Annotated in this window: 20 protein-coding genes and 1 pseudogene; 7 read left to right on the top strand and 14 right to left on the bottom strand. The window is 37.5% G+C overall.

Going from position 1 to position 21,974, the window contains the following annotated elements; translation table 11 throughout:
• Window positions 1–2 precede the first annotated feature (2 nt).
• The 3 genes from polX to zapA are packed head-to-tail and all read right to left on the bottom strand — an operon-like array spanning window position 3 to window position 2,577.
• On the bottom strand, window positions 3–1,712 hold the full coding sequence (gene polX, locus JNUCC51_RS17985) for a DNA polymerase/3'-5' exonuclease PolX (protein WP_337989121.1): 1,710 nt from the start codon (window positions 1,710–1,712) through the stop codon (window positions 3–5).
• 59 nt (window positions 1,713–1,771) lie between these two features.
• Entirely contained in the window at window positions 1,772–2,311 is a 540-nt protein-coding gene (locus JNUCC51_RS17980) for a CvpA family protein (protein WP_337989120.1), read from the bottom strand.
• 5 nt (window positions 2,312–2,316) lie between these two features.
• Window positions 2,317–2,577, bottom strand: coding sequence for a cell division protein ZapA (gene zapA, locus JNUCC51_RS17975; protein ID WP_337989119.1), 261 nt, complete (start codon window positions 2,575–2,577; stop codon window positions 2,317–2,319).
• 133 nt (window positions 2,578–2,710) lie between these two features.
• Between zapA and rnhC the strand changes: the two genes are divergently transcribed.
• Complete coding sequence (gene rnhC, locus JNUCC51_RS17970; protein ID WP_337989118.1) at window positions 2,711–3,637, top strand: ribonuclease HIII; 927 nt, start codon at window positions 2,711–2,713, stop codon at window positions 3,635–3,637.
• 129 nt (window positions 3,638–3,766) lie between these two features.
• Here the strand turns inward: rnhC and JNUCC51_RS17965 are convergent, their stop codons facing one another.
• From JNUCC51_RS17965 to JNUCC51_RS17950, 4 genes are all read right to left on the bottom strand, one after another.
• Entirely contained in the window at window positions 3,767–5,734 is a 1,968-nt protein-coding gene (locus tag JNUCC51_RS17965) for a methyl-accepting chemotaxis protein (RefSeq protein WP_337989117.1), read from the bottom strand.
• 218 nt (window positions 5,735–5,952) lie between these two features.
• Window positions 5,953–8,370 (bottom strand): phenylalanine--tRNA ligase subunit beta, encoded by a 2,418-nt coding sequence (gene pheT / locus JNUCC51_RS17960; RefSeq protein ID WP_337989116.1) that lies wholly within the window; start codon window positions 8,368–8,370, stop codon window positions 5,953–5,955.
• 12 nt (window positions 8,371–8,382) lie between these two features.
• Entirely contained in the window at window positions 8,383–9,420 is a 1,038-nt protein-coding gene (gene pheS, locus JNUCC51_RS17955) for a phenylalanine--tRNA ligase subunit alpha (protein ID WP_337989115.1), read from the bottom strand.
• 728 nt (window positions 9,421–10,148) lie between these two features.
• On the bottom strand, window positions 10,149–10,913 hold the full coding sequence (locus JNUCC51_RS17950) for a TrmH family RNA methyltransferase (RefSeq protein ID WP_337989114.1): 765 nt from the start codon (window positions 10,911–10,913) through the stop codon (window positions 10,149–10,151).
• A 259-nt stretch (window positions 10,914–11,172) separates the two neighbouring features.
• On the opposite strand from JNUCC51_RS17950, the gene JNUCC51_RS17945 reads away from it, so the two are divergent.
• A complete protein-coding gene (locus JNUCC51_RS17945; RefSeq protein WP_337989113.1) occupies window positions 11,173–11,571 on the top strand; it encodes a (deoxy)nucleoside triphosphate pyrophosphohydrolase in 399 nt (132 codons plus the stop codon).
• 153 nt (window positions 11,572–11,724) lie between these two features.
• Here the strand turns inward: JNUCC51_RS17945 and JNUCC51_RS17940 are convergent, their stop codons facing one another.
• Complete coding sequence (locus tag JNUCC51_RS17940; protein ID WP_337992256.1) at window positions 11,725–11,811, bottom strand: BBE domain-containing protein; 87 nt, start codon at window positions 11,809–11,811, stop codon at window positions 11,725–11,727.
• A 48-nt stretch (window positions 11,812–11,859) separates the two neighbouring features.
• A pseudogene (locus JNUCC51_RS17935) lies at window positions 11,860–12,095 on the bottom strand (FAD-binding oxidoreductase); the annotation flags it as partial.
• 168 nt (window positions 12,096–12,263) lie between these two features.
• Between JNUCC51_RS17935 and JNUCC51_RS17930 the strand changes: the two are divergent.
• The 3 genes from JNUCC51_RS17930 to JNUCC51_RS17920 all read left to right on the top strand — a co-directional run bounded on the left by JNUCC51_RS17930 (window position 12,264) and on the right by JNUCC51_RS17920 (window position 14,281).
• Window positions 12,264–13,679 (top strand): LysM peptidoglycan-binding domain-containing protein, encoded by a 1,416-nt coding sequence (locus tag JNUCC51_RS17930; RefSeq protein WP_337989112.1) that lies wholly within the window; start codon window positions 12,264–12,266, stop codon window positions 13,677–13,679.
• Between the two features lie 224 nt (window positions 13,680–13,903).
• Window positions 13,904–14,077: a hypothetical protein gene (locus tag JNUCC51_RS17925; protein WP_166672114.1), complete on the top strand. Its 174-nt coding sequence runs from the start codon at window positions 13,904–13,906 to the stop codon at window positions 14,075–14,077.
• 12 nt (window positions 14,078–14,089) lie between these two features.
• The gene (locus JNUCC51_RS17920; protein WP_337989111.1) at window positions 14,090–14,281 is read left to right on the top strand and encodes an H-type small acid-soluble spore protein; all 192 of its coding nucleotides are present in this window, start codon (window positions 14,090–14,092) and stop codon (window positions 14,279–14,281) included.
• Between the two features lie 542 nt (window positions 14,282–14,823).
• Here the strand turns inward: JNUCC51_RS17920 and JNUCC51_RS17915 are convergent.
• Window positions 14,824–16,935, bottom strand: coding sequence for a bifunctional diguanylate cyclase/phosphodiesterase (locus JNUCC51_RS17915; protein WP_443137007.1), 2,112 nt, complete (start codon window positions 16,933–16,935; stop codon window positions 14,824–14,826).
• Between the two features lie 240 nt (window positions 16,936–17,175).
• Window positions 17,176–17,721 (bottom strand): sigma-70 family RNA polymerase sigma factor, encoded by a 546-nt coding sequence (locus JNUCC51_RS17910; RefSeq protein ID WP_337989109.1) that lies wholly within the window; start codon window positions 17,719–17,721, stop codon window positions 17,176–17,178.
• A 551-nt stretch (window positions 17,722–18,272) separates the two neighbouring features.
• Between JNUCC51_RS17910 and sspI the strand changes: the two genes are divergently transcribed.
• Together sspI and JNUCC51_RS17900 are read left to right on the top strand one after the other, a co-directional pair.
• The gene (gene sspI, locus JNUCC51_RS17905) at window positions 18,273–18,482 is read left to right on the top strand and encodes a small acid-soluble spore protein SspI (RefSeq protein ID WP_049667541.1); all 210 of its coding nucleotides are present in this window, start codon (window positions 18,273–18,275) and stop codon (window positions 18,480–18,482) included.
• A 78-nt stretch (window positions 18,483–18,560) separates the two neighbouring features.
• The gene (locus tag JNUCC51_RS17900; protein ID WP_337989108.1) at window positions 18,561–19,940 is read left to right on the top strand and encodes an FAD-binding oxidoreductase; all 1,380 of its coding nucleotides are present in this window, start codon (window positions 18,561–18,563) and stop codon (window positions 19,938–19,940) included.
• A gap of 59 nt (window positions 19,941–19,999) precedes the next feature.
• Here JNUCC51_RS17900 and JNUCC51_RS17895 read toward each other — a convergent pair whose 3' ends face one another.
• The 3 genes from JNUCC51_RS17895 to JNUCC51_RS17885 are packed head-to-tail and all read right to left on the bottom strand — an operon-like array spanning window position 20,000 to window position 21,955.
• On the bottom strand, window positions 20,000–20,512 hold the full coding sequence (locus JNUCC51_RS17895; protein ID WP_337989107.1) for a GNAT family N-acetyltransferase: 513 nt from the start codon (window positions 20,510–20,512) through the stop codon (window positions 20,000–20,002).
• 19 nt (window positions 20,513–20,531) lie between these two features.
• The gene (locus JNUCC51_RS17890) at window positions 20,532–21,239 is read right to left on the bottom strand and encodes an amino acid ABC transporter permease (protein WP_337989106.1); all 708 of its coding nucleotides are present in this window, start codon (window positions 21,237–21,239) and stop codon (window positions 20,532–20,534) included.
• Between the two features lie 11 nt (window positions 21,240–21,250).
• A complete protein-coding gene (locus tag JNUCC51_RS17885) occupies window positions 21,251–21,955 on the bottom strand; it encodes an amino acid ABC transporter permease (protein WP_337989105.1) in 705 nt (234 codons plus the stop codon).
• Window positions 21,956–21,974: the final 19 nt, after the last annotated feature.

Raw genomic sequence — 21,974 nt, 5'->3', positions numbered from 1 at the left:
ACCTATTTATTTCGTCGAATAAACGCTTCAAATTGTTCTCGCGTCCATGTATTCACAATCATATCTCTTTTCAACCATGCTCTATTTGCGTAGCGCACCCCGATATCCATAAAGCGTAAATGAGCGATATCATGTGCATCGGTATTGATTGCTACGGGCACACCTGCTGCTAAAGCCATTTCTAAATGCTCAACACATAAATCAAGACGATATGGATTCGCATTTAACTCTAAAATTTTACCATATTCCTTTGCCCACGTAATTAATTGCCCCATATCAGGATTATAGCCATTACGATCTTCAATAATGCGACCAGTTGGATGTGCAATCATATGAACATATGGATTTTGCATAGCCGTAAGTAAACGCGCCATAATTTTGTCCTGCGATTGTGTAAAGCTAGAGTGAATAGAAGCAATGACAAAATCTAATTCTTTTAGTACATCATCTTCGAAATCAAGGGAACCATCCGGCAAAATATCCATTTCTGTTCCTGTGTATAAATGGAAATCTGGGTGTGCTTCATTAAATGCCTCAATTTCAGCACGTTGCTTTGTTAAGCGCTCTGGCGTTAGACCATTCGCTACTTTTAAAAATTGTGAATGATCAGTAATAACGCTATACTGATAGCCACGTGCAATCAATGCCTCGCCCATTTCAGCTACAGAGTATGCACCATCAGACCATGTCGTATGCATATGCAAATCTGCTTTAATATCTTCTAATTTCACTAGACTAGTTATGTCATCCGTTTTGTCAAATTCCGCAGTTCCTGTACGCAAGCTAGGCGGGATAAATGGTAAATCAAAATGGGCAAAAAATTCCTCTTCATCCTTAAACGTTACTACGGTGCCATCAGTCTGCTCTACACCATATTCACTGATCTTTTCACCACGGGCCTTAGCAATTTGACGCATGCGGACATTGTGATCTTTCGAGCCTGTGAAATGATGCAAGGCCGTAGCATATTCAGCATCTCTTACTAATCGGAAATCTACACTTACAGGCTCATCTAGATCTAAAATAACTGAAATCTTTGTATCACCAGCTGCTACGACTTCTTGTACAGAAAGCTCATTTAATAACTTTTCACGTACAGTTTCAACTACTTCAGTGACAACGATAAAATCAATATCTTTACTTGTTTCAGCTGCACGACGGAAGCTTCCAGCAACAGAAAAACGTTCCACTTCTTCCATACTACCTAGAAGAGCTTCAATTTGTAAAACAACTGGCTCTAACTGCCAAATCGGCAAACGTTCTGAACGATTTGCTAAATTTGCAAGTTCCTTCAAAATCTTTTCTTCAGTTTTTGCCGCAAAGCCTGCCAGCTCACGAACTTTACCTTCCTCACAAGCAGCCTTTAAACTTTCCGCAGAATCAACCCCTAACTCTTGATGTAGCTTAGCTATTTTTTTACCACCTAAGCCTGGAAGTTTTAATAACGGGAGCAATCCTTTTGGTACAATTTCTTCTAATTCTTTTAATAAGCTTGATTCACCATTTGTCATTAAATCCTCAATAACAGCAGCTGTACCTTTACCTATACCTTTTAGCTTTGTTACATCCTCCATCTCACTTAATGAGCGCTCGTCCCCCTCAAGTGCTGCAGCAGCTTTTCGAAAGGCAGACACTTTGAATGGATTTTCCCCTTGTAATTCCATATACAATGCAATTTTTTCAAATGTGCGAATAATTGTCTTTTTGTTCATCGGGAATTCCTCCTATCGTAAAAACACTTCCCTCAAAACCGAGAGAAGTGCACAGTTTGCTATTGCATATAAATATACCACCAGTTTTGGAACATACTTGTTATAATCGGGGTATGCTCCAAAATGAGACCACTTAACAACGACTTCGACATTAAACTTTGAATAAAATCAACTGGCAATAGAGCAAGAATGTACAGCAAAATAAACATAATTAAATAGTTTTCAATCATGCCAAACAATGCTCCAAGCCAACGATTCACTGTACCTAATACAGGTAAATACGCTATAAAATCAAAGATCGATGCCACAATTTGCAATGTAATTTTCACCGCAAAGAAAATGACTGCAAAGGCAATGACACGGTAAAAAGTGCGGTCTAAATCCAGGCTATCGATAACTACTCCAAGACTACCTGAATCCGTTACACCTGGATACGGAACCCAAAACACAAATTTTTGTGCTAATGGTTTATAATAGATATACGCAACAATTAGGGCAACTATAAAGCTAACGATATGCATCATCTGTACAATGAAACCACGTTTTGCTCCAACTATGAGCCCGGCTAATAGCACCGCTAATATGATTAAATCTAACATTCACTTCAACCCTTTAATTTTTTCAATTCTTCTTCTAATTGCTCCATTTGTTCTTTTAACTGTAAATAATCGTGAACGGTATTAACTGCTGTAAGAACGGCAAGCTTTGTGCTATCAAGAGAGGGATTATGTACATTCATTTCGCGCATACGGTCATCAACAATCGAAGCGACAAGTCGCATATGTCCAATGGATTCAGAGCCGACCATTTTATATGTATGACCGTAGATTTCCACAGAAATTTTATTCTTTTCTTGATTTTCCATAGTCGCACCCCCTTTTAAATTTTTGTGCTCACGAATTTTTTTATTTGTGAGCAGCATACACAAAAAAGCTATTTATTATCATACCATGAAAGGTATAAAATTGTGAACAACGAGGACAGAAAGGAACGAGTAAATGTCAAATATTGTACTTTCCATATCAACAAACAAACAAAAAGAGGTGATGTCTTACTATGCAAAGAACTTTGTAGAACGTAAAGCTCCTGGTGTAATCTTTGCCGCAAAGCTTCCAGATACAGCAATCACAATGTATAAATCAGGTAAATTAATGTTCCAAGGGGGTGGAGCTGAGCGAGAAGCTGCACGTTGGGGAAACATAGAAGTTACAAATACCCAAAAATCATCGTCGATTGGAGCAAAGGGCGACGTTCTGCCAGAAGGTTTTGCTGCGATGTCAGTACTAGGCTCAGATGAAACGGGTACTGGCGATTATTTCGGTCCCATAACAGTTGCCGCGGTATACGTCCCTTCATCAAAAATAGAGCTTATAAACGAACTTGGTGTCAAGGATTCGAAAATGCTAACGGATGATTACATGCGTAAAATAGCGCCAGATTTACGTGCAGCTTGCGTCCATAGTGTGCTTGTACTACGTAATGAAAAATATAACGAATTACAATCACGAGGCTACTCTCAAGGAAAGATGAAAGCTATGATGCACAATAGGGCACTTAAAAACACATTGTCAAAAATGGCACCCGAAAAACCAGAGCATATATTAATAGATCAGTTTGCGGAACGTGGCGTTTATTACAATTACTTAAAAAATGAACGAGAAATTATTCGAGAAGATGTACTATTTTCTACGAAGGCCGAGCAACTACACGTTTCAGTAGCTACTGCATCGATATTAGCTCGTGCTGCATTTTTAAAAGAAATGGACAGACTAAGTGAGATTGCTGGGATAGAGTTGTTAAAGGGAGCTTCAGCAAAAGTAGATGCATTAGCAGCGCGTATTTGGCGAAAACAAGGTGAGGAATTTTTACGTGCCATTACGAAATGGCATTTTGCGAATACTGAGAAAGCTAAAAAGATGAAGTAAAAATGGCCTTATAGACAAAAAATTTCGCTATACTCCCGTAGATTACAAGTTACGCAACTTGCTCTCTACTGGAGTTAGCGAAATCCTTTATATCAAAAACTTAATATGATGATTAGATTTTTGTTTAGCTTAATATTTAAACTGTCTAATGGTTTGTTGTAGATTTTCAGACATTTTAGCAAGGGCTTCAGCCGATGCAGCAATTTCTTCCATAGAAGCAAGCTGTTCCTCTGTAGCAGCGGATATATTTTGTGCACTTGCTGTATTTTCATTAGTTTGCTCAAGCACACTTTCAATCCCCCTAGCCACTTGATTGGCGTGTTCAGAAATAACTTTTGATGTCTCCGAAATTTGTCCTATTTCATAGGTTACACTTTGTACATTCGTACGAATCTCTTCAAATGACTTTCCAGCCGTATTTGTTATATCAATTCCCTTTACGACTTCAGCTGAACCAGCAGCCATTGATTCAACCGCTAGTTTTGTATCGGCTTGGATATAATCAATGATATCTTTTATTTGCATTGTTGACTGTGCAGATTGCTCAGCAAGTTTTCGCACCTCATCAGCAACAACTGCAAAACCTTTCCCATGCTCTCCAGCACGAGCAGCTTCAATTGCAGCATTTAAAGCTAAAAGATTTGTTTGATCAGCAATTTGCGTAATTGCCTCTACAATACGCCCGATTTCATTTGAACGATCACTTAATGTTTGTACCGTGTTCTCAAGTGCCTGAACGGTATTTTGAATCATTTTCATTTGTCCAATAGCTGTTTGAATAGTTTCATCCCCTATTCTAACAGCATCCATCGCTTTATTTGACATCCCATTAACGGTATCTGCCTTAGCTGAAATTTGCTGAATAGATGAAGACATTTCAAATACAGCGTTAGTGCTATCATTAATTGTTACTGCTTGCACATCAACCGTTTCTGCAAACATTTGAACAGAATCCACTATTTGTGTAGTTGCTCGTTTATTTTCTGACGTGCTCGCTGTCAATTCCTCCGATGATGCAGCTAACTGATTTGATTCCTCACCAATGTTACCAACTACACCACGTAAAGATAGAATCATTTTATTAAATATATCCGCCAATTTACCTATCTCATCATGTCTTTTAATTTCAATTAAATTACGTAAATCACCGTCTCCTACCTGCTCAGCTACTGTTGACAACTTATTTAATGGCTGAATGATTGTTCTTATAATGAAAACACCAATGATTCCAAATACGATTAGAGCAATGACAATAACCGTCATAGTGTTTATTAATATTGGTTTTGTGACAGCTGCTACGTCTGCTAAATCCATTGTACCAATAATTTTCCATCCCGTTAGTTTATTGGTAGTAAAAAACACTTGATACTCTTTTCCATCTTCCTTAATGGTAAAACTACCATCTTCTTTTCCTTGCATCTTCTCTATATATGACTTTTTGAGTTCCGATCCTACCTCTAACTGTGGATCAGCAATAATAAGATTATTTGCATTTACTAATGTAGCATAACCATTATCACCAATTTCCACTGATTTCACTAGCTCGGAAATTCCGTCTAAATTTAGACCAATAGAAATAACCCCTGAACGATCCTGTAAACCAGCTGATACTGCTAATATTAATTCACCTGTAATCGTTGATTTATAAGGATCAATCATAACGTTTTTACCAGGTGATTCAATAGCCGTTAAGTACCATGGTCGCGTAAACGGATCATAATCAATTGAAGATTCAGCTTGTGGTTCACGCATAAATTTATGCCCCTCAATTGCCAAATTGACAACAGAGACATTGCTATGTAAAGCATTATATTTTTCTAATTCCTTTAAAGCATCTGCATCTTGCACATTCTTATTAAAAGCTGCAGATAAATATTCCACATCACTTTGAATAGGTGATATCTCATTTGAAATGAGTGTATTTAATAAATCTACATTTTCGCGTGAGCTTTCACTTAATTCCTTATGATATTGATCAGAAGACTTCAAATACGAAAACGAACCAATAGCAATGCTTGGGATTAAAAGTATCAAAGCAAACGCCCATATTAATCGGGCTCGCACGGAAAAGCCTCTTCTTTTTCGATGATTTTTCATAATAACTATCACCCCTTAGTAAAATTTTCTATCCAAATTCTACTATACACATAAATAGATCAAAAATTTATTTTTTTGTTATTTCTAAATATTAACGAAAGACCGAAATATAAGATTTATCCTTAAGTCTTCTCTCCAGCGCTTTATTTCTCTCAAACTTCCTACAAAAACAAAAAAGCTGCCTCATTAAGAGACAGCTCACAAAAAAAATATTAAATTTAGCGTACTTCTGTACCTTCAATTGTTGCAATAGCTTTTAACACTTTGTTATGTGCTGCAACAACCTCTTCATCTGTTAAAGTACGTTCTGGATCGAAGTATGTTAGTGAGAATGCCACTGATTTTTTACCAGCCTCCATTTTTTCACCTTCATATACGTCGAATACACGAACGTCTTTTAATAATTTCACACCTGCTGAGCGAATCATAGCAGTAACCTCTCCAGCTGTTGTTGTACGGTCCATGATAAGTGCAATATCACGAGACATTGCTGGGAAACGTGGCACTGGTGTATAGCCAAGTGGTGCTTCTTTCGCAGTAGCATTTAATAATGTTACTAGATTCATTTCCATTACATATGTGTCTTTTACACCCCATGCTTTTTGCTCTGCTGGATGTAATCCACCGATAATGCCCACTTGTTCACCGTCTAAAAGAATGCTAGCAGTACGTCCAGGGTGTAATCCATCTACTTCCGTTTTCACAAATGAAATACGGTCCTCTAAACCAAGCTTACCGATAACACCTTCTACAATGCCTTTTAAGACGAAGAAATCTACCTCTTTTTTCTCACCCTGCCAAGCATGGTCAAGCCATTTTCCTGTTACTACTGCCGCCACATGTTCTTCCTCATATGGTAGCCCCTCTTCTGATTGACCAAGGAATACTGAACCGATTTCATACAATGCAACATTGTCAGCTTTACGAGCAACATTGTATGCAGCAGCTTCAATTAGATGTGGGATTAGACTTTGACGTAGTGTTGAACGGTCCTCACTCATCGGCATTAGTAAACGTGTTACTGGCTCAGCTTTCAATGCAAAGCGTTGTGATAATGCATCTGAAGTTAATGAGTAAGTGACAGCTTGGTAAAGGCCTGCCCCTTCCATGTAAGTACGAACTACACGACGATTTGCTTGATATGGCGTTAGACGACCTACTTGGTTTGCGCCCTCTGGTAAGGTCATCGGAATTTCATCATAGCCGTATAAACGTGCAATTTCCTCTACAATATCTTCTTCAATTTTAATATCTTGACGACGTGTTGGTGCATCAACAATTAGTAAACCATTTGCTGCTTCTACGCCGAATTTAAGACGCTCTAAAATAGAAAGCATCTCTTCTAATGAAATTTTCATACCTAAACGTTCATTAATAAAATCTGGAGAAACAACAACACGTGCCGGCGATTTATCTAGTTCATCCACGATACATGTTCCCTCTAACACTTCACCACCAGCTAATTCAGCTAGTAGTGCTGCAGCACGTTCTGCAGCAGGTAACACACGGTTAGGGTCTACACCCTTTTCAAAACGAGCTGAAGCATCTGAACGAAGTCCAAGATGTCGCGATGTTTGACGAACTGTTAAACCGTCGAAGTATGCAGATTCGATTACGACCGTTGTTGTAGAATCACTTACTTCAGAGTTTGCACCACCCATTACACCTGCGATAGCTACTGGCTCCTTGCCATTTGTAATGACTAAATCTGTTGCTTTTAATGTACGCTCTTGATCATCTAAAGTTGTAATTTTTTCGCCTTCTGTTGCTTTACGCACTACGATTTCACCTGTTGCTAGGCTATCGTAGTCAAAGGCATGAAGCGGTTGACCGTATTCCATTAAAATGTAGTTCGTAACATCGACAACATTGTTATGTGGGCGTACTCCTGCTGCCATTAAGCGATTTTGTAGCCACATCGGTGATTCCGCGATTTTTACGTTTTTCACAACTTTTGCAACATACATTGGGTTTGCTTGTAAATCTTCCACTCGAAGCTTTAACATGTCTTCTGCTTTTTCAGAAGATGTGCTGTAGGCGATTTCTGGATACTTCACTTCTTCAGTTAGAATTGCACCAACTTCGTATGCTACTCCTAGCATTGACAACGCGTCTGAGCGGTTTGGTGTTAAACCAAGCTCTAATACTGTGTCACGTAGACCTAAAATAGCAAGGGCATCCGAGCCAACCTCAACATCCTCAGGAAGTACATAAATACCTTCAGAATATACTTTAGGTACAAGCTTCCCTTCGATTCCTAACTCTTGTAATGAACAAATCATACCGTTTGATTCATGTCCACGAAGTTTTGCTTTTTTTATTTTGATACCGCCTGGTAAATGTGCACCTGGACGAGCAACAATAACTTTTTGACCAGCATCAACGTTTGGAGCACCACAAATAATTTGTTGTGGCTCAGCTTCACCGACATCCACTTGGCAAATATTTAATTTATCCGCTTCAGGATGTTTCTCTTTTGATACTACATAGCCTACAACAACTTTATCCATTGCGTTAGCACGGTCAATTACTGCATCTACTTCAATTCCAGAGCGCGTAATTTTTTCTGCTAACTCCTCAGGCGTTAAATCCTGTGTACTTACATAATCTTTTAACCATTCTAATGATACTAACATTTTTTATCCCCCTTACGCCTCTGTTCGCTCGAATTGTGATAAGAAACGTGTGTCACTCGTATAGAAATGACGAATATCGTCGACACCATATTTCAACATTGCGATACGTTCAGCACCAATACCGAATGCAAAGCCTGACACTTTCTTCGGATCATAGCCAGCCATTTCAAGTACATTTGGATGCACCATACCAGCTCCTAATATTTCAATCCAGCCTGTACCTTTACATACGTTACAGCCTGAACCACCACATTTGAAGCAAGAAATATCCATTTCAACAGATGGCTCTGTGAATGGGAAGAAACTTGGTCGAAGTCGAATTTCGCGGTCTCCACCGAACATTTTTTTCGCTAATGTATCAAGCGTACCTTTAAGGTCACTCATGCGAATATTTTCACCAATCACTAATCCTTCAATTTGCATGAATTGGTGTGAGTGTGTGGCATCATCATTGTCACGTCGGAATACTTTCCCTGGACAAATAATGCGAATTGATTCGCCTTTCTTCTCTTCCATCGTGCGAGCTTGCACAGGAGAAGTATGCGTACGTAATAATATTTCCTCGGAAATATAGAACGAATCTTGCATATCACGAGCAGGGTGTCCCTTCGGTAAATTCAGTGCCTCAAAGTTATAATAATCCTTTTCCACTTCCGGACCTTCTGCAACTTCATAGCCCATACCGATAAATAAATCTTCAATTTCTTCAATAACACGTGTTAAAGGATGACGATTGCCAACTTTAATTTCACGGCCAGGTAAAGTGACATCAATCGACTCACTTGCTAATTTTTCAGCAATTGCAGCTTCCTCTAGCACAGCTACCTTTTCCTCTAATACAGCAGTTACATTTTCACGAACCGTATTGACTAAGGCACCCATTTTCGGGCGTTCCTCTGCTGATAATTTCCCCATACCTTTTAATAAATCAGTGATAGGTCCTTTTTTTCCTAGATATGCTACTCGCACATCATTTAATTCCTTTAAATTTGCTGCCGCTTCAATTTTAGCAAGTGCTTCTTGCTCTAATTGTTTTAATTGCTCTTCCATGTATAAACCCTCCTTGATTAAATCATTTTCGCCTTGGCGTAATCGCGTTCGGATTTTAAATTGTGCCAGCACAATTCATTCCTTTGAAAATCCGTGACATCCTTTGATGGCATAAAAAAACTCGCCCCTAAAAAAGGGACGAGGACATATTCGCGGTACCACCCTAGTTATTGCATAGAAAACTCCTAGCAATCACTTCATTGACATAACGACTAGATTAAAGCCGGCGTACCTTTACAGCATTTAGCTGGTCCCGGTAGCTGCTCGCGGGGTGAATTCAAAACTGCATTGGTACGGCACTGGCTCTCAATCTTCGTCCTGCGCTCCCTGTCGTCCATTCACAATCTTTACTACTTCCCGGTCAAAGCATTTTAGTTTACATTTTAACAGTGATTATACAATACTATACCAATTCAAATCAAGAGCCATGTGCCTATTACCATCGATATTGATGGCTTTATCGGCAATTTTATGCCCATCATCATAACGTGTGGTTGATTTCCGTTCCGACTGGGCGCTTTCCTGGGGGCGTCCGATGAGCCGCTTCACTCGCGTTGCTCGCTCCAGGGTCTCATCTGTGACGCTAATCCCCAAGGAGTCGCCCAGTCTCCACTCCAATCAACTAATATACAAGGCATATATAAATGTCATCCACAACTTTTGGTAATGATCCCAATTTTAGAAATTTCACCATATACTTATAACTCGGTTGTGATTGCTTTTATTAATTACTTTACAAATCCATATAATACTATTCCTGTTGCAACTGCTACATTTAGAGACTCTGCTTGTCCCAATATCGGAATAATAATATTTTGATCTGTCATCGAAAGTAATTGTTGATGAATGCCACTACCTTCATTCCCCATCATTATCGCAAAAGCACCAGTATGCTCAATATCACTATAAACAACTGCATCTTCATCTAAAGCCGTTCCAAATACTGGTACATTATTATCCTGTAGCTGCTCAATCCATTCCTCTAAATCGCCACGCAGGACAGGAATATGGAAATGCGAGCCTTGCGCAGAGCGAAGTGTTTTAGGATTATATAAATCCGCACAGCCCTTGCCGAGTATTACTGCGTCCAAACCTGCTGCATCAGCAGTACGAATCATCGTTCCAATATTCCCTGGATCTTGGACGGCATCAATTAGTAGCACCTTGCGCCACGAAGCCATTACATCTTCGTCTAACAAAGGTTGCTTACAAACTGCGAATACACCTTGAGAAGTCTCCGTTTCAGCAAACTCCTTAGCAACAGCCGCTGTTACCTCTACGATGGCTACATTATCAATCGGCCAAAGCATCGGTAATTCTACACCTTCACGCACAATTAGTTGCAGCACTTGCTCGTTATTTTTTAATGCTTCCTCTACCAAATGGAATCCCTCTACTAAGAATTCTCCAGATCTTTCACGCTCTTTACGTGTTGTCGCAAGCTTCTTCCAATATTTCACTAACGCATTTTGCGTAGATTCAATTCTTTTCATCGTACCTCGTACCGCCTTTTTCCTATTTACTGTTCATTATTATACAGTAGAAAACGACAAATTACATAGTCATGCAAAAAACAGTTTAATTGTTAAATCTTTTTCTTTTATAATCCACTTTTCTTTAAGGAATGAAATGTAATAATACCTCCAAATAATTACAAAAGTACAGAATTGCATGTTATAATTTTCGATATTCCAGAAATACAAACGATTCCCATTTCAGGTGATGGAGAAATAAATTTGAGGGTGAAAATGAATGAAAAAAAATGTACATGTAGTAGGTGCCATAATTGAAAATGATAAGCATGAAATTTTCTGTGCATTAAGAAACCTTAATATGGTACTAGCAAATTATTGGGAATTTCCTGGTGGTAAAATTGAAGAGGGCGAATCGCCGGAGCAAGCTTTATCTCGTGAAATATTAGAGGAATTTAATTGCTCTATAAAAGTCGGGGACAAGGTTGAGGACACCATTTATGAATACGAAAAATTTATAGTACGCTTAGAAACATTTAAAGCTTCGATTACAAAGGGAGAGCCGGTCATGCTAGAACATGCTGAAATTAGATGGGTTCCTCGGAAAGAACTACTAAATCTTAATTTTGCTCCCGCTGATATTCCAGCAATCAATAAAATACTTGCCGAAAAATTGTAGGGATAGAGTTAAACTTTAACCAGTGGGGGTTCATCATTCCCCACTGATTATTAGTCTTCACCAATCGCTCCTTTAAGGGCAGTTAATGAGTGTGAAAAGAACAACATGTTTTTACCCCTCTGCATTCCCCTTTTTCTTTTTATAGACTCTCATCTAAAGCCATTTTCTATATAGCGGAATACTTTGTGGAAAATGAAATACATTAAAAGGATCATATTTCCCGTTTACTTCTCTAAGCATTCGAAGATTACGACCATAATAAGCAGTTGGCCAATCTTTTATATAACTAACAAGCCCTTCGTTCAATAATGAATAATTTTCATTGTTATGTCTTCCACTCCTGATTAGAAATGATTCATTATTTTCTCTCGCCCATCTTAGTGCGTTGATAACATCTTTCGTATGTCGACAAAATGCAATGATACTCGGAAATTTGGGATCATTTAAGTTATTATTTGTTCTTGCTTGCTCATAGTCCGGATCTTCAGGGTAACAATTCTTCCTGTGAGCTTTACTTTTTTCAAAATACAACTCCTCTCTCAAATGATGCCATGCATATGTTTTATCCTATGCACATCACTTAGAAAGAATATGGAAATTGAAATTTTTATCGTTTAAAAATGAAAGATAAATGCTCATTCTCTTTATTCATACATATGATGCTATATTGAAACCACTAAGGAGGTGTCCTATTGATTATTCATGTGGTGAGCGCTGGTGAAACAATTTGGCAAATTGCAAACAGCTATTCTGTACCTATCAATTCCATTATCCAATTAAACGCTTTATCAAATCCAGATCAATTAGTAATCGGACAATCACTCGTTATCCCCTCTCCTTACACAACTCATATTGTAAAAAGGGGTGATACCTTATGGTCGATCTCCCAACAATATGGAGTGACTATGCAATCGATTATCACAGAAAATCATTTAACGAATCCGGATGTTTTAACACCTGGAACTAAACTAATTATTCCACCTACTACACATATTGTGCTACCAGGGGAGACTCTATCGCAAATTGCCACGCAATATGGAACGACTGTGCAAGCAATTGTTTTAGAAAATGAAATTCCAAATCCAAACATGATTTATGCTGGTACACATTTAATTATTCCGAGAGCAAAACCTACCATTGAAGTAGTTGCTTATTCGTATCAAGAATCTAAAGAAGCTGTACAGTCGATTAATGCAATTGGTCATCTACTAACTTATTTTAGCCCCTTTGCTTATATGGTAAAGGAGGATGGTACACTGCAGCCATTAAATGACCAAGAAATGATTGATGCAGCTGTTGCCAAAAACATTACACCAATGCTTACACTTACGAATTTCTCTTCCACAGAAACCGGTTCCAACTTATCACATGTTATTTTATCTAGTGCAGAATTACGGGAGAAGGTTATCAACAATACTTTGCAAGTGATGCAGGAAAAGGGCTATAAAGTTCTAAACGTTGATTTTGAAAACGTTCTTCCAGCAGATCGAGAGAATTACAATACTTTCCTCCAATTAGCTGTTGATCGTCTTCACCCAAAAGGATACCTAGTATCAACGGCACTTGCGCCAAAAACAAGTGCAACGCAGACAGGAACTTTATATGAGGCACATGATTATGAAGCACACGGAAGAATTGCAGACTTTGTAATTTTAATGACATATGAATGGGGATACCGACTTGGTCCACCACAAGCAATTTCACCTATTAACGAGATGAGAAAAGTTGTGGAATATGCTTTATCAGTTATACCGGCTAATAAAATATTTTTAGGCTTTGAAATTTATGCTCGCGATTGGCTTCTACCGCATGTTAAAGGTCAAGAGGCAGAAACATTCAGCTCTCAAGAAGCCATTAACAGAGCTATAAAACATGGAGCAACCATTCAATATGATAGGACCGCGCAGTCACCGTATTTCCGTTATGTTGACGAACAAGGTAAAAATCATGAGGTATGGTTTGAAGATGCTAGAAGTGCACAAGCTAAGTTTGACATGACGAAGGAATATAATCTTCGAGGTATTAGCTATTGGGCGTTAGGTTTTCCTTTCCCACAAAACTGGGCATTATTAAATAATGATTTTTCCATTAAAAAGGTTTCATTATAAACATGGATGATTTCTGGTAGACTAGGCACTTTACTTTGATCAAAAAGTTGTTGATTACGAAGGCGATATCATAGCATAGTATGCACTTTTAAGGCTGATCTATTAACCCAAAAAGTTCTATATACAGTTCTACAATATATTCTTTCCTTTCCCTAGTTTTTCCCATGATAAAAAATCAATTCAAAGCCATATTAAGAAATATCAAAACGAAAGGAGAACTGAACATGGGAAGAGATAATAAGCAAGGACAAAGCGCTAACAAAGGATCATTGCCTCAAACGCCAAAAAACCAAAAAATAGCTCCAGACAAAGCTAGTGAAAAAGCTGTTGAAGAATTTTCTCAAGAGTTTATGAACATGATTAATTCAGTCACTAAAGAAGGCAAGACAAAAAAATAAGGAGGCCTTCAAGTGGATTATACTCGTGCACAAGAAATTGTCGCCTCACCAAAAGAATATGAAGTAAGTTATAATGGCGTATCTGTCTGGATTGACAAGCTTCATGATGATGGTAAAACAGCAACTGTCCATTTACGTCGTTCTTTAGAGGAACGATCCGAAGTGGACATAGGAGAATTAAAGGAAGAGTACCTCGTACATTAGACTTTATCATCAAATAAAAAAACTGCTTACTCACTGAGGTAAGCAGTTTTTTTACTTTTGAAAAGGACTTTTAATAACCCCAGAATATTGCCAAAGCGAAGATCCATGAAATAACAGTAGACAATAAAAACAAATTTTTATAATCACTAGCAAACTTTCTTAAAAACAAACCTAACGTCACAGTAATGGTTATTATTAAAAGCAAGCTTAAAATAAATTGAGCATTCGGAAAAGATTCACTCATTGTAGAAAGAATTAATATTTTTATTAAAAATCAATTTCGCCTTGGCGAAATTGCGACCGGGTTTTGAATTGTGCCCGCACAATTCATTCCTTTAAAAATCCGTGACATCCGCCGGAGGCTTATCTTCATTCAGCAAGTATTGGACATTCTCTGTAAAGAAACCACTTCTGTATCCTATCGTACGATATTCAAAGGTGAGATCTTCTGCTGAATGAAGATAAAAAAAGGAAGTTAAAAATAATATATATTCTATTACCATTATTATTTTTTCAATTTTCACACCTCTGATAAGCCCAACTTAAATTATGAAATCCTCTTCATATTTAAACTCGGTTAAAATATCTTTTGCTCGATTGTGTAACTCGTTAAAATTATTGAAAATCTGTTCAGCAGAGACTGGCTTACTAAATAAATACCCCTGGATATAATCACAATCGCCGTTAATAAGGAAAGCAAGCTGCTCTACTTCTTCGATTCCTTCGGCAACAACCTTTAACCTCAAATGCTTCGCCATTGATAAAATCATAGAAACGAGCGCTTCATCATTTGAATTATGTTGTATATTTCTAACGAAAGCCCGGTCAATTTTTAAACAATCTATTGGAAAATCTTTCAAATATGAAAGTGACGAGTATCCTGTTCCAAAGTCATCAACAGCAATTTGGATACCAATTGCCTTTAACTCATGAAGTAACTGTGTTATATGATCAATGTTCATCGTCATACTTTCCGTAATTTCTAATTGTAAATATTGTGGATCTAAATTTGTACGTTGTAAGATTTCTTGCACCATATACACTAAATCTTGCTGGAATAATTGCCCAATGGATAAATTGACAGCAACCTTCATTGGTGGCAAACCTTGCTCCTTCCAAGTATTTGCTTGAGAGCAAGCCGTCTCTAAGATCCATTTCCCTAAAGGAATTATAAGACCAGATTCTTCAGCAATTGGGATAAACAACTCAGGTGAAACAAATCCACGGGTTGGATGACGCCAACGTACTAGCGCTTCTACCGATTCAACTTTGCCCGTTTTTAAATTTACTTGAGGCTGAAAATCCAAGTAAAATTCTTCATTGGCTAATGCTTTATGGAGTTCTTGCTCAATCAATATACGATCAGCACTACCATTTGACATAAATGGCTTATAAAAAAGAACTCTTTGAGGTATTTGACTTGCTTCTCTCATCGCTAACTGAGCATGCATTAAAAGCTCTTCACCTGAGCAATCTTCTTCATGCAGGGCGATACCGATATTAAGATTTCCGTTGAGTGAAAATAGTTGTACTTGTAATGGTTTTTTCATAGCACTCTTCAAGTTTAAGCAAAATTGTAACAACTCTTCTCTTGTTTTCACATGGTTAATATAAATAATGAACTGCCCCTCACGAAGCTTTGTAGCAAAATAATGAGGGGGTAATATAGATTGAATTCTCTCAGCTACAAGCTTCATCATTGTATTAGAATAACTAATACCTATAGATGAACTAATTGCAGCCAGGCGATCAATTTCAATTGCAATGATTGCTTTTTCACGATTATTGTCATGTAAATCCTCTTTTAAGGTTTTCAATAATAAATGTTCATTTGGAAGCTTAGTAATATCATCATGATAGGCTTGAAAAAGAAGCTCCTGCTGCGAATGCTCAAGATCTAATTTTATTTTTAAAAGTTGCTGATATGGTTTTTCAACAGTTGTATAATAAATTGCTTTTAAGAAAAAGTAGAATGCTAAAAATTGATAAATTAATGCTGAAAAGCCCCAGATTGATTTCAAATCTTTAATGAACGCAAAGAAAATATCACTAATAATCAAACAAATTGCTGCGGTAATAAGCCACATAACTCGTTTAGGCATTTTTTTTATGTACTTACTTAAAATCACTATCGTTACACCTTGTAAGACAGCAGACAATAAATGAACAATAGAGCTTGCTTCCAGCAACAATTGTTCTTCAAGTAAAAAATATTTCGAAGAGAGATACAATAGAAAAAGGCTAAGAAGTACAAATAATAAGGAACTGCTATATGTATAATAACGATCATTCATCGTTAAGCGTTTTTTTGGCTTTAAAATAATAAAGAGAAAACCGATTGCTAAGCATAAATGCATTATTAAATCCAACCATACTTCCAAATATAGTGTATCAGCCATTGAATATTGAACGATAACCAAGTTCACTAATTCAAATAAAGCGATGATAAAAAATAAATTACCTATGTATAATGTTTGATTTGATAATAAGTGTGAAAAAACGAGCCAAGATTGAATAGCGATTGCCATTGTAAAAACAATAATTAGTATTTGTATAATCAAATTCAAACAAACATAAATTTCTTCCTTAAAAGAACCAAGCATCTGATTACTTAAAACTAATAGAGGCAACACGAGCAATAGTGGCAATACTATACACCAAATCTCTTTCTTTTCTATCTCTAATTGTTTCAACCTATTCTCCAACAATAACCCTCCATACTAATAAAAATATCAAATTAGATAGGTAATATGATCTATCCAAAGGGAATATACAATTAAAAATTGTATTTTTCTTTGACTTCTTACAAATCATAGCATTTTTATTGGAATTTGTATGCAAAAAGTATGCTAATATTCGTTTTGATATTAGCATACCTTTGATGCTTTTTCGTACTATTCGACTGTAGAATATAACAACTTGCGAAGCTTTATCATTATTCTTGTACGTCTTTTTTTAACAGCGTCCACAGATAAACCTAGTTCTTTAGCTATTTCCAAGTAGCTATAACCTTCTACATAGAAAAGTAGTAATATTTTTCTTTCTTCAAATTTCAAATGAGACATAATACATTCTAAAAGAACTGGACTACTTTCACTCATTTCATAATCTCGAATATAATTTATCGTGTCATTATCCATAGGTGTATGAGTATTTTCAAAACCTTTTTCTTTCGAAAGCTCTTTTAAAATTTCTCCTTTTACATTTGTATAAATATAAGCAGAAAACTTCCCTTTTGATTGATCCGCTTTACGCCAAGCCTCCCACACGGCTATGGATGCTATATGACGATAATACTCAAAATCCTTATAAATGTGGCACCTTAACAAAATCGACGTTATCATTGGCTGGACTAATTCTAATACTTCATTAAATGGTTGTTCAGGCGATAACTGATTATTATGCTGTGTTGGCATCTTATTGTCCTGTCGACTATGCACAGTCCATTATTCCTAGGTACCTTTATCTTAGTTACTATACTAGGAGGATGTCGAACAGCTCTTTTTTCAATACGATTAGAAAGTCTTTATAAATCATTTTTAATATTTATACATTATAACAGTACGATATTTCAAAAATCATATGTTTTAACTTCTTTCAGCATTCATCTCCTACCTCTATAGGTGGTGAGATGAATGTGGTTAATTTACTTTTCAACGTGTGTCCAAATATCCGCTGAAATAAAGGAACTCAGGCTAAAAACTTCACATCCTGTGAAAACGCCTGAGTGACCAACATCGTGTTGCTGACGCTACGTTGCACTGCGCTTTCGCACAAAAAACATCTGTTGCTGACGCTACGTTGCACTGCGCTTTCGCACAAAAAACATCTGTTGCTGACGCTACGTTGTACTGCGCTTTCGCACAAAAAACAACTGTTGGCCTAAAGCTCCAGCGGATGTCACGCAATTATGCCGAGGCATAATTGATTTGTCACACAATACATATTTCTTAAAAGGTTGGACAAAATTACTCCTAAGGAGGCGAAATAGATGAATTTTCAAATAAGAGATGCGATTACGACAAACGTGCATGGCCAATCAGCGGCTGAATTTAAGGATATTGTCGAAGATGCAATTAGTCGTGGTGAAGAGCATTTACTTCCAGGGCTTGGTGTATTTTTTGAAAAGTGGTGGCAGCAATCTAGTCCTGATGAGCAGGATGCATTTGTTCAAAAACTTGAAAAAGTCTTTGCTCACTAATTTTTTATAGACAGTTCATTCCATTTCCAATAAATGCGTGATAAAGTTTAATTTATCAGAAAATTAGGAGGGATTGGAATGACTGTTGCTGTAGAATTAATAGTAAATCAACTAAAAATGGTTTTATCTGAAGAACAGGTGTCAACAAACGAAACGGTGCGACAGCTACATGGAAGGGACGAATCTCATCATAAAATGAGCTTACCAGATATAGTTGTCTTCCCTCGTTCCACGGGCGATGTCAGTGCCATCTTGAAAATTGCGCATGCGGAACGTGTACCAGTCGTACCTTTTGGTGTTGGCTCAAGCTTGGAAGGAAATGCAATTCCCATTGCAAATGGCATTTCTATCGATTTCTCTGAAATGAATGCTATTTTAGAAATTCGACCAGATGACCTGCTTGTGAAAGTACAACCGGGTGTAACACGTGCCCAATTGAATAAAGAATTAAAAAAACATGGACTTCAATTCACAGTTGACCCTGGTGCTGATGCTACGCTTGGTGGTATGGCAGCAACTAATGCCAGCGGGACAACAGCAGTGCGCTATGGTGTTATGCGCGATCAAGTACGAGATTTAGAGGTTGTACTCGCAGACGGTTCAGTCATTCATACCGGTAGCTTAGCAGCGAAATCTTCTTCTGGTTATCACTTGAATGGCCTTTTCATTGGCTCTGAGGGTACGCTAGGTTGCTTTACAGAATTAACTTTACAAGTCTATGGTATACCCGAATTTGTAACGGCGGGACGTGCAGTTTTTACGACAGTTGGCGATGCTGTCAGTGCAGTAACCGCATTGTTGCAAGCGGGCATTTCAATTGGCCGTGTTGAACTGGTCGATGAAGCCTCTATCAAACAAGCAAATATTTATAATGAAACATCCTATGACGAAAAACCAACACTGTTTTTAGAATTTCACGGAAATGAAGCAGGTATGCATGCCGATATAGAATTTGCTAAAGAAATTTTTGATGACTTCGGCTGTCTTTCTGTTGAATTTGAACATGACAATGCTGCACGTAATAAGCTCTGGGAGTCACGCCATTCATTGGCCTATGCATATATCCATGCTTATCCAGGGAAAAAGCTTATGTCGACTGATGTTTGTGTGCCTATTTCTATGCTTGCTGAATCCGTTTTATATGCTCGTGAACAGCTTGAGGATGTTGGTCTAGCAGGTGGAATAGTAGGTCATGTTGGAGACGGTAACTTTCATGCCTTGTTAATGTTAGATCCAAACGATGCAGAGGAGCAAGCAAAAGCCAACCGCTTCAATGAACATATTGTGCACTTTGCTTTACTGCGTGGTGGCACTTGTACTGGTGAACATGGTGTTGGTATTGGAAAAATGAAATATCAGTCCACAGAGCACGGTACATCTCTGGCAGTGATGAAGAGCATAAAGGCAGCACTTGATCCACATAATATTATGAATCCCGGGAAAATCTTCAGCATGTAATTCATTATTTTTGTCAAACATATAAAACCCGTTGATGTCAAAATCAACGGGTTCATTTTTTACAATTCATAGCGGAAGCTTTTTACTAACTTCTGTCCTTTATAAAATTCCTTTGATTCATCTCGTACGAAGCCTAGTGATAAGTAAAGGTTAATAGCAGCCTGCATTATATCACCTGAGTGCAAATATAATGCTTGATCCTGACGATTACGAGCAAAGGCAAAGCTTTCATGCAATAATTTTTTAGCAACACCTAGCCCTCTTCCTTTAGGATGCACGCCAAGTAAGCGCACAATGGTAGACTGTATGTTAAGCTCTGGTAAACCATATGCTTTTTCAGAATCTGTAAATAATTGCAGTCCTCCTAAAATCTCATCACCACGCTTTGCCACTAAAATTGTCTCTGCATTAGGATTACCAACAGATGCCCGAATATCACTTAAGTATGAAGCCCAGTCCTCTGGATTTTCATATTCTTTTTCATACTGTGCATAACTTTCTACTAGAACCTCTAAATAACTTGCATATTCTTCCTCTTTCAAATGTTCAATCACTATTTCAGCTACTGTCATCGTTTGATCCCCTTTCTATTTAAATGCCGCCCCTACTGTAGGCAGTTACTCTTTTTTCAATACGATGTGCCAGCCATTCGACAATAGCTGAAACACTCCAATAAATTAACCCGACAGCGATAAATGCCTCCAGAAACTTTAAATTAATAGAAGCAACGATATTCGCAACTCCTGTTAACTCCTTAACTGAAAGAAAAAAAGCTAGTGACGTAGCATGTAAGAACCCAATAAAAACATTTGTGAAGTTAGGTATAGATTTACTAAATGCTTGGGGTAATATATAGCGTCGCATCGCCTGTGAAAATGTTAAACCGACTGCATAAGCTGCCTCTAGCTGGCCCTTAGGTACACTTAAAATACCGGACCGAATTATTTCAGAGGCGTATGCTCCTGCACTTAGCGTCAAAGCCAAAATAACAAAAAATAAAATAGGGATAGAGCTTGATTGATACTCTATCTTTAAAGCTTTCGCAATGACATCAACCACAATTGGTATTCCAAAATAAACAAGCATAATGTGCATAATGATTGGTGTGCCTCTAAAAAAAGATACGTAAAAATTCAACAATGGTGCGAGAATTTTTGTTTGTTGTATCCGAACAAAAGCAACTATTATACCGATTACAATGCCCAATAAGACAGGCGTAACTGTCATGAACAAAGTTAACGGCAATACTTTACTAATTTCTATTAAAGCTTCAAAGATAAAAGCATAATCTATTGTCATAGTATTTCCCCCTAGCTAGATGCCGCTTCCTTTGGCATATATCGATTAAGATACCGTTCATTTCGCTTTAATATCTTTTCTAACAGCATAACAATGACATAATAAACGATAGATAGCGCCAAATATATTTCCAGCGCCCTAGTCGTTGAAGCAATAAGTGTTTCTCCACGACCCACCATATCCATGACACCAATTGAAAATGCTAAAGAAGTATCCTTTAATGAACTAATCAACGTATTTGCCATATTGGGAAAGGCAACACGAATCGCCTGAGGGAGCACAATACGTAAAAAGGCCTGTGTTCCACTTAATCCAACTGAATAAGCTGCCTCCATTTGTCCACGATCAACTGTTAAAATAGCTGCTCTAAAAATCTCAGCAAACGATGCAGCATTGCTCAACGTATAAGTAATAATCACAAAATACATAGCATCCATTCTTGTTACATCAATATTCACAAGCTTTAATAACGCTGGTATACCATAAAACACTAAAAACAATTGTACTAAAATCGGCGTACCTCGAATAAACGAAATATAAATCGTAATAATTTGCTTCAGAACTGGTATGTGTAGCAGCTTTGGTATAGCGATCACTATACCAAGCAGCATGCCAAAAAAAGTAGCAAATACTAAAATTTCAAGTGTTACTGGTAAATACTGAAGCAATATTGGAAGTACTTTTGCAATTAGTGTGAAGTCAAAGTCATTAGCCATACTTCCTTCTCCCTCTCCT

Origin of the sequence: Lysinibacillus sp. JNUCC 51, from assembly GCF_015999525.1 — a bacterium.
GTDB classification, from domain to species: domain Bacteria; phylum Bacillota; class Bacilli; order Bacillales_A; family Planococcaceae; genus Lysinibacillus; species Lysinibacillus xylanilyticus.
The sequence above is the reverse complement of the archived record's forward strand: the minus strand, read 5'-3'. Positions and strand labels throughout refer to the sequence as shown.

Bases quoted from the DNA above. Each gene is read 5' to 3' on its own strand.
- sspI (WP_049667541.1), top strand. From the start codon at position 18,273: ATGAATTTTCAAATAAGAGATGCGATTACGACAAACGTGCATGGCCAA.
- pheT (WP_337989116.1), bottom strand. From the start codon at position 8,370: ATGTTAGTATCATTAGAATGGTTAAAAGATTATGTAAGTACACAGGAT.
- JNUCC51_RS17885 (WP_337989105.1), bottom strand. From the start codon at position 21,955: ATGGCTAATGACTTTGACTTCACACTAATTGCAAAAGTACTTCCAATA.
- JNUCC51_RS17945 (WP_337989113.1), top strand. From the start codon at position 11,173: ATGAAAAAAAATGTACATGTAGTAGGTGCCATAATTGAAAATGATAAG.
- JNUCC51_RS17925 (WP_166672114.1), top strand. From the start codon at position 13,904: ATGGGAAGAGATAATAAGCAAGGACAAAGCGCTAACAAAGGATCATTG.
- JNUCC51_RS17965 (WP_337989117.1), bottom strand. From the start codon at position 5,734: ATGAAAAATCATCGAAAAAGAAGAGGCTTTTCCGTGCGAGCCCGATTA.
- pheS (WP_337989115.1), bottom strand. From the start codon at position 9,420: ATGGAAGAGCAATTAAAACAATTAGAGCAAGAAGCACTTGCTAAAATT.
- JNUCC51_RS17895 (WP_337989107.1), bottom strand. From the start codon at position 20,512: ATGACAGTAGCTGAAATAGTGATTGAACATTTGAAAGAGGAAGAATAT.
- JNUCC51_RS17940 (WP_337992256.1), bottom strand. From the start codon at position 11,811: ATGCTTAGAGAAGTAAACGGGAAATATGATCCTTTTAATGTATTTCAT.
- JNUCC51_RS17900 (WP_337989108.1), top strand. From the start codon at position 18,561: ATGACTGTTGCTGTAGAATTAATAGTAAATCAACTAAAAATGGTTTTA.
- polX (WP_337989121.1), bottom strand. From the start codon at position 1,712: ATGAACAAAAAGACAATTATTCGCACATTTGAAAAAATTGCATTGTAT.
- JNUCC51_RS17950 (WP_337989114.1), bottom strand. From the start codon at position 10,913: ATGAAAAGAATTGAATCTACGCAAAATGCGTTAGTGAAATATTGGAAG.
- JNUCC51_RS17890 (WP_337989106.1), bottom strand. From the start codon at position 21,239: ATGACAATAGATTATGCTTTTATCTTTGAAGCTTTAATAGAAATTAGT.
- JNUCC51_RS17980 (WP_337989120.1), bottom strand. From the start codon at position 2,311: ATGTTAGATTTAATCATATTAGCGGTGCTATTAGCCGGGCTCATAGTT.
- zapA (WP_337989119.1), bottom strand. From the start codon at position 2,577: ATGGAAAATCAAGAAAAGAATAAAATTTCTGTGGAAATCTACGGTCAT.
- rnhC (WP_337989118.1), top strand. From the start codon at position 2,711: ATGTCAAATATTGTACTTTCCATATCAACAAACAAACAAAAAGAGGTG.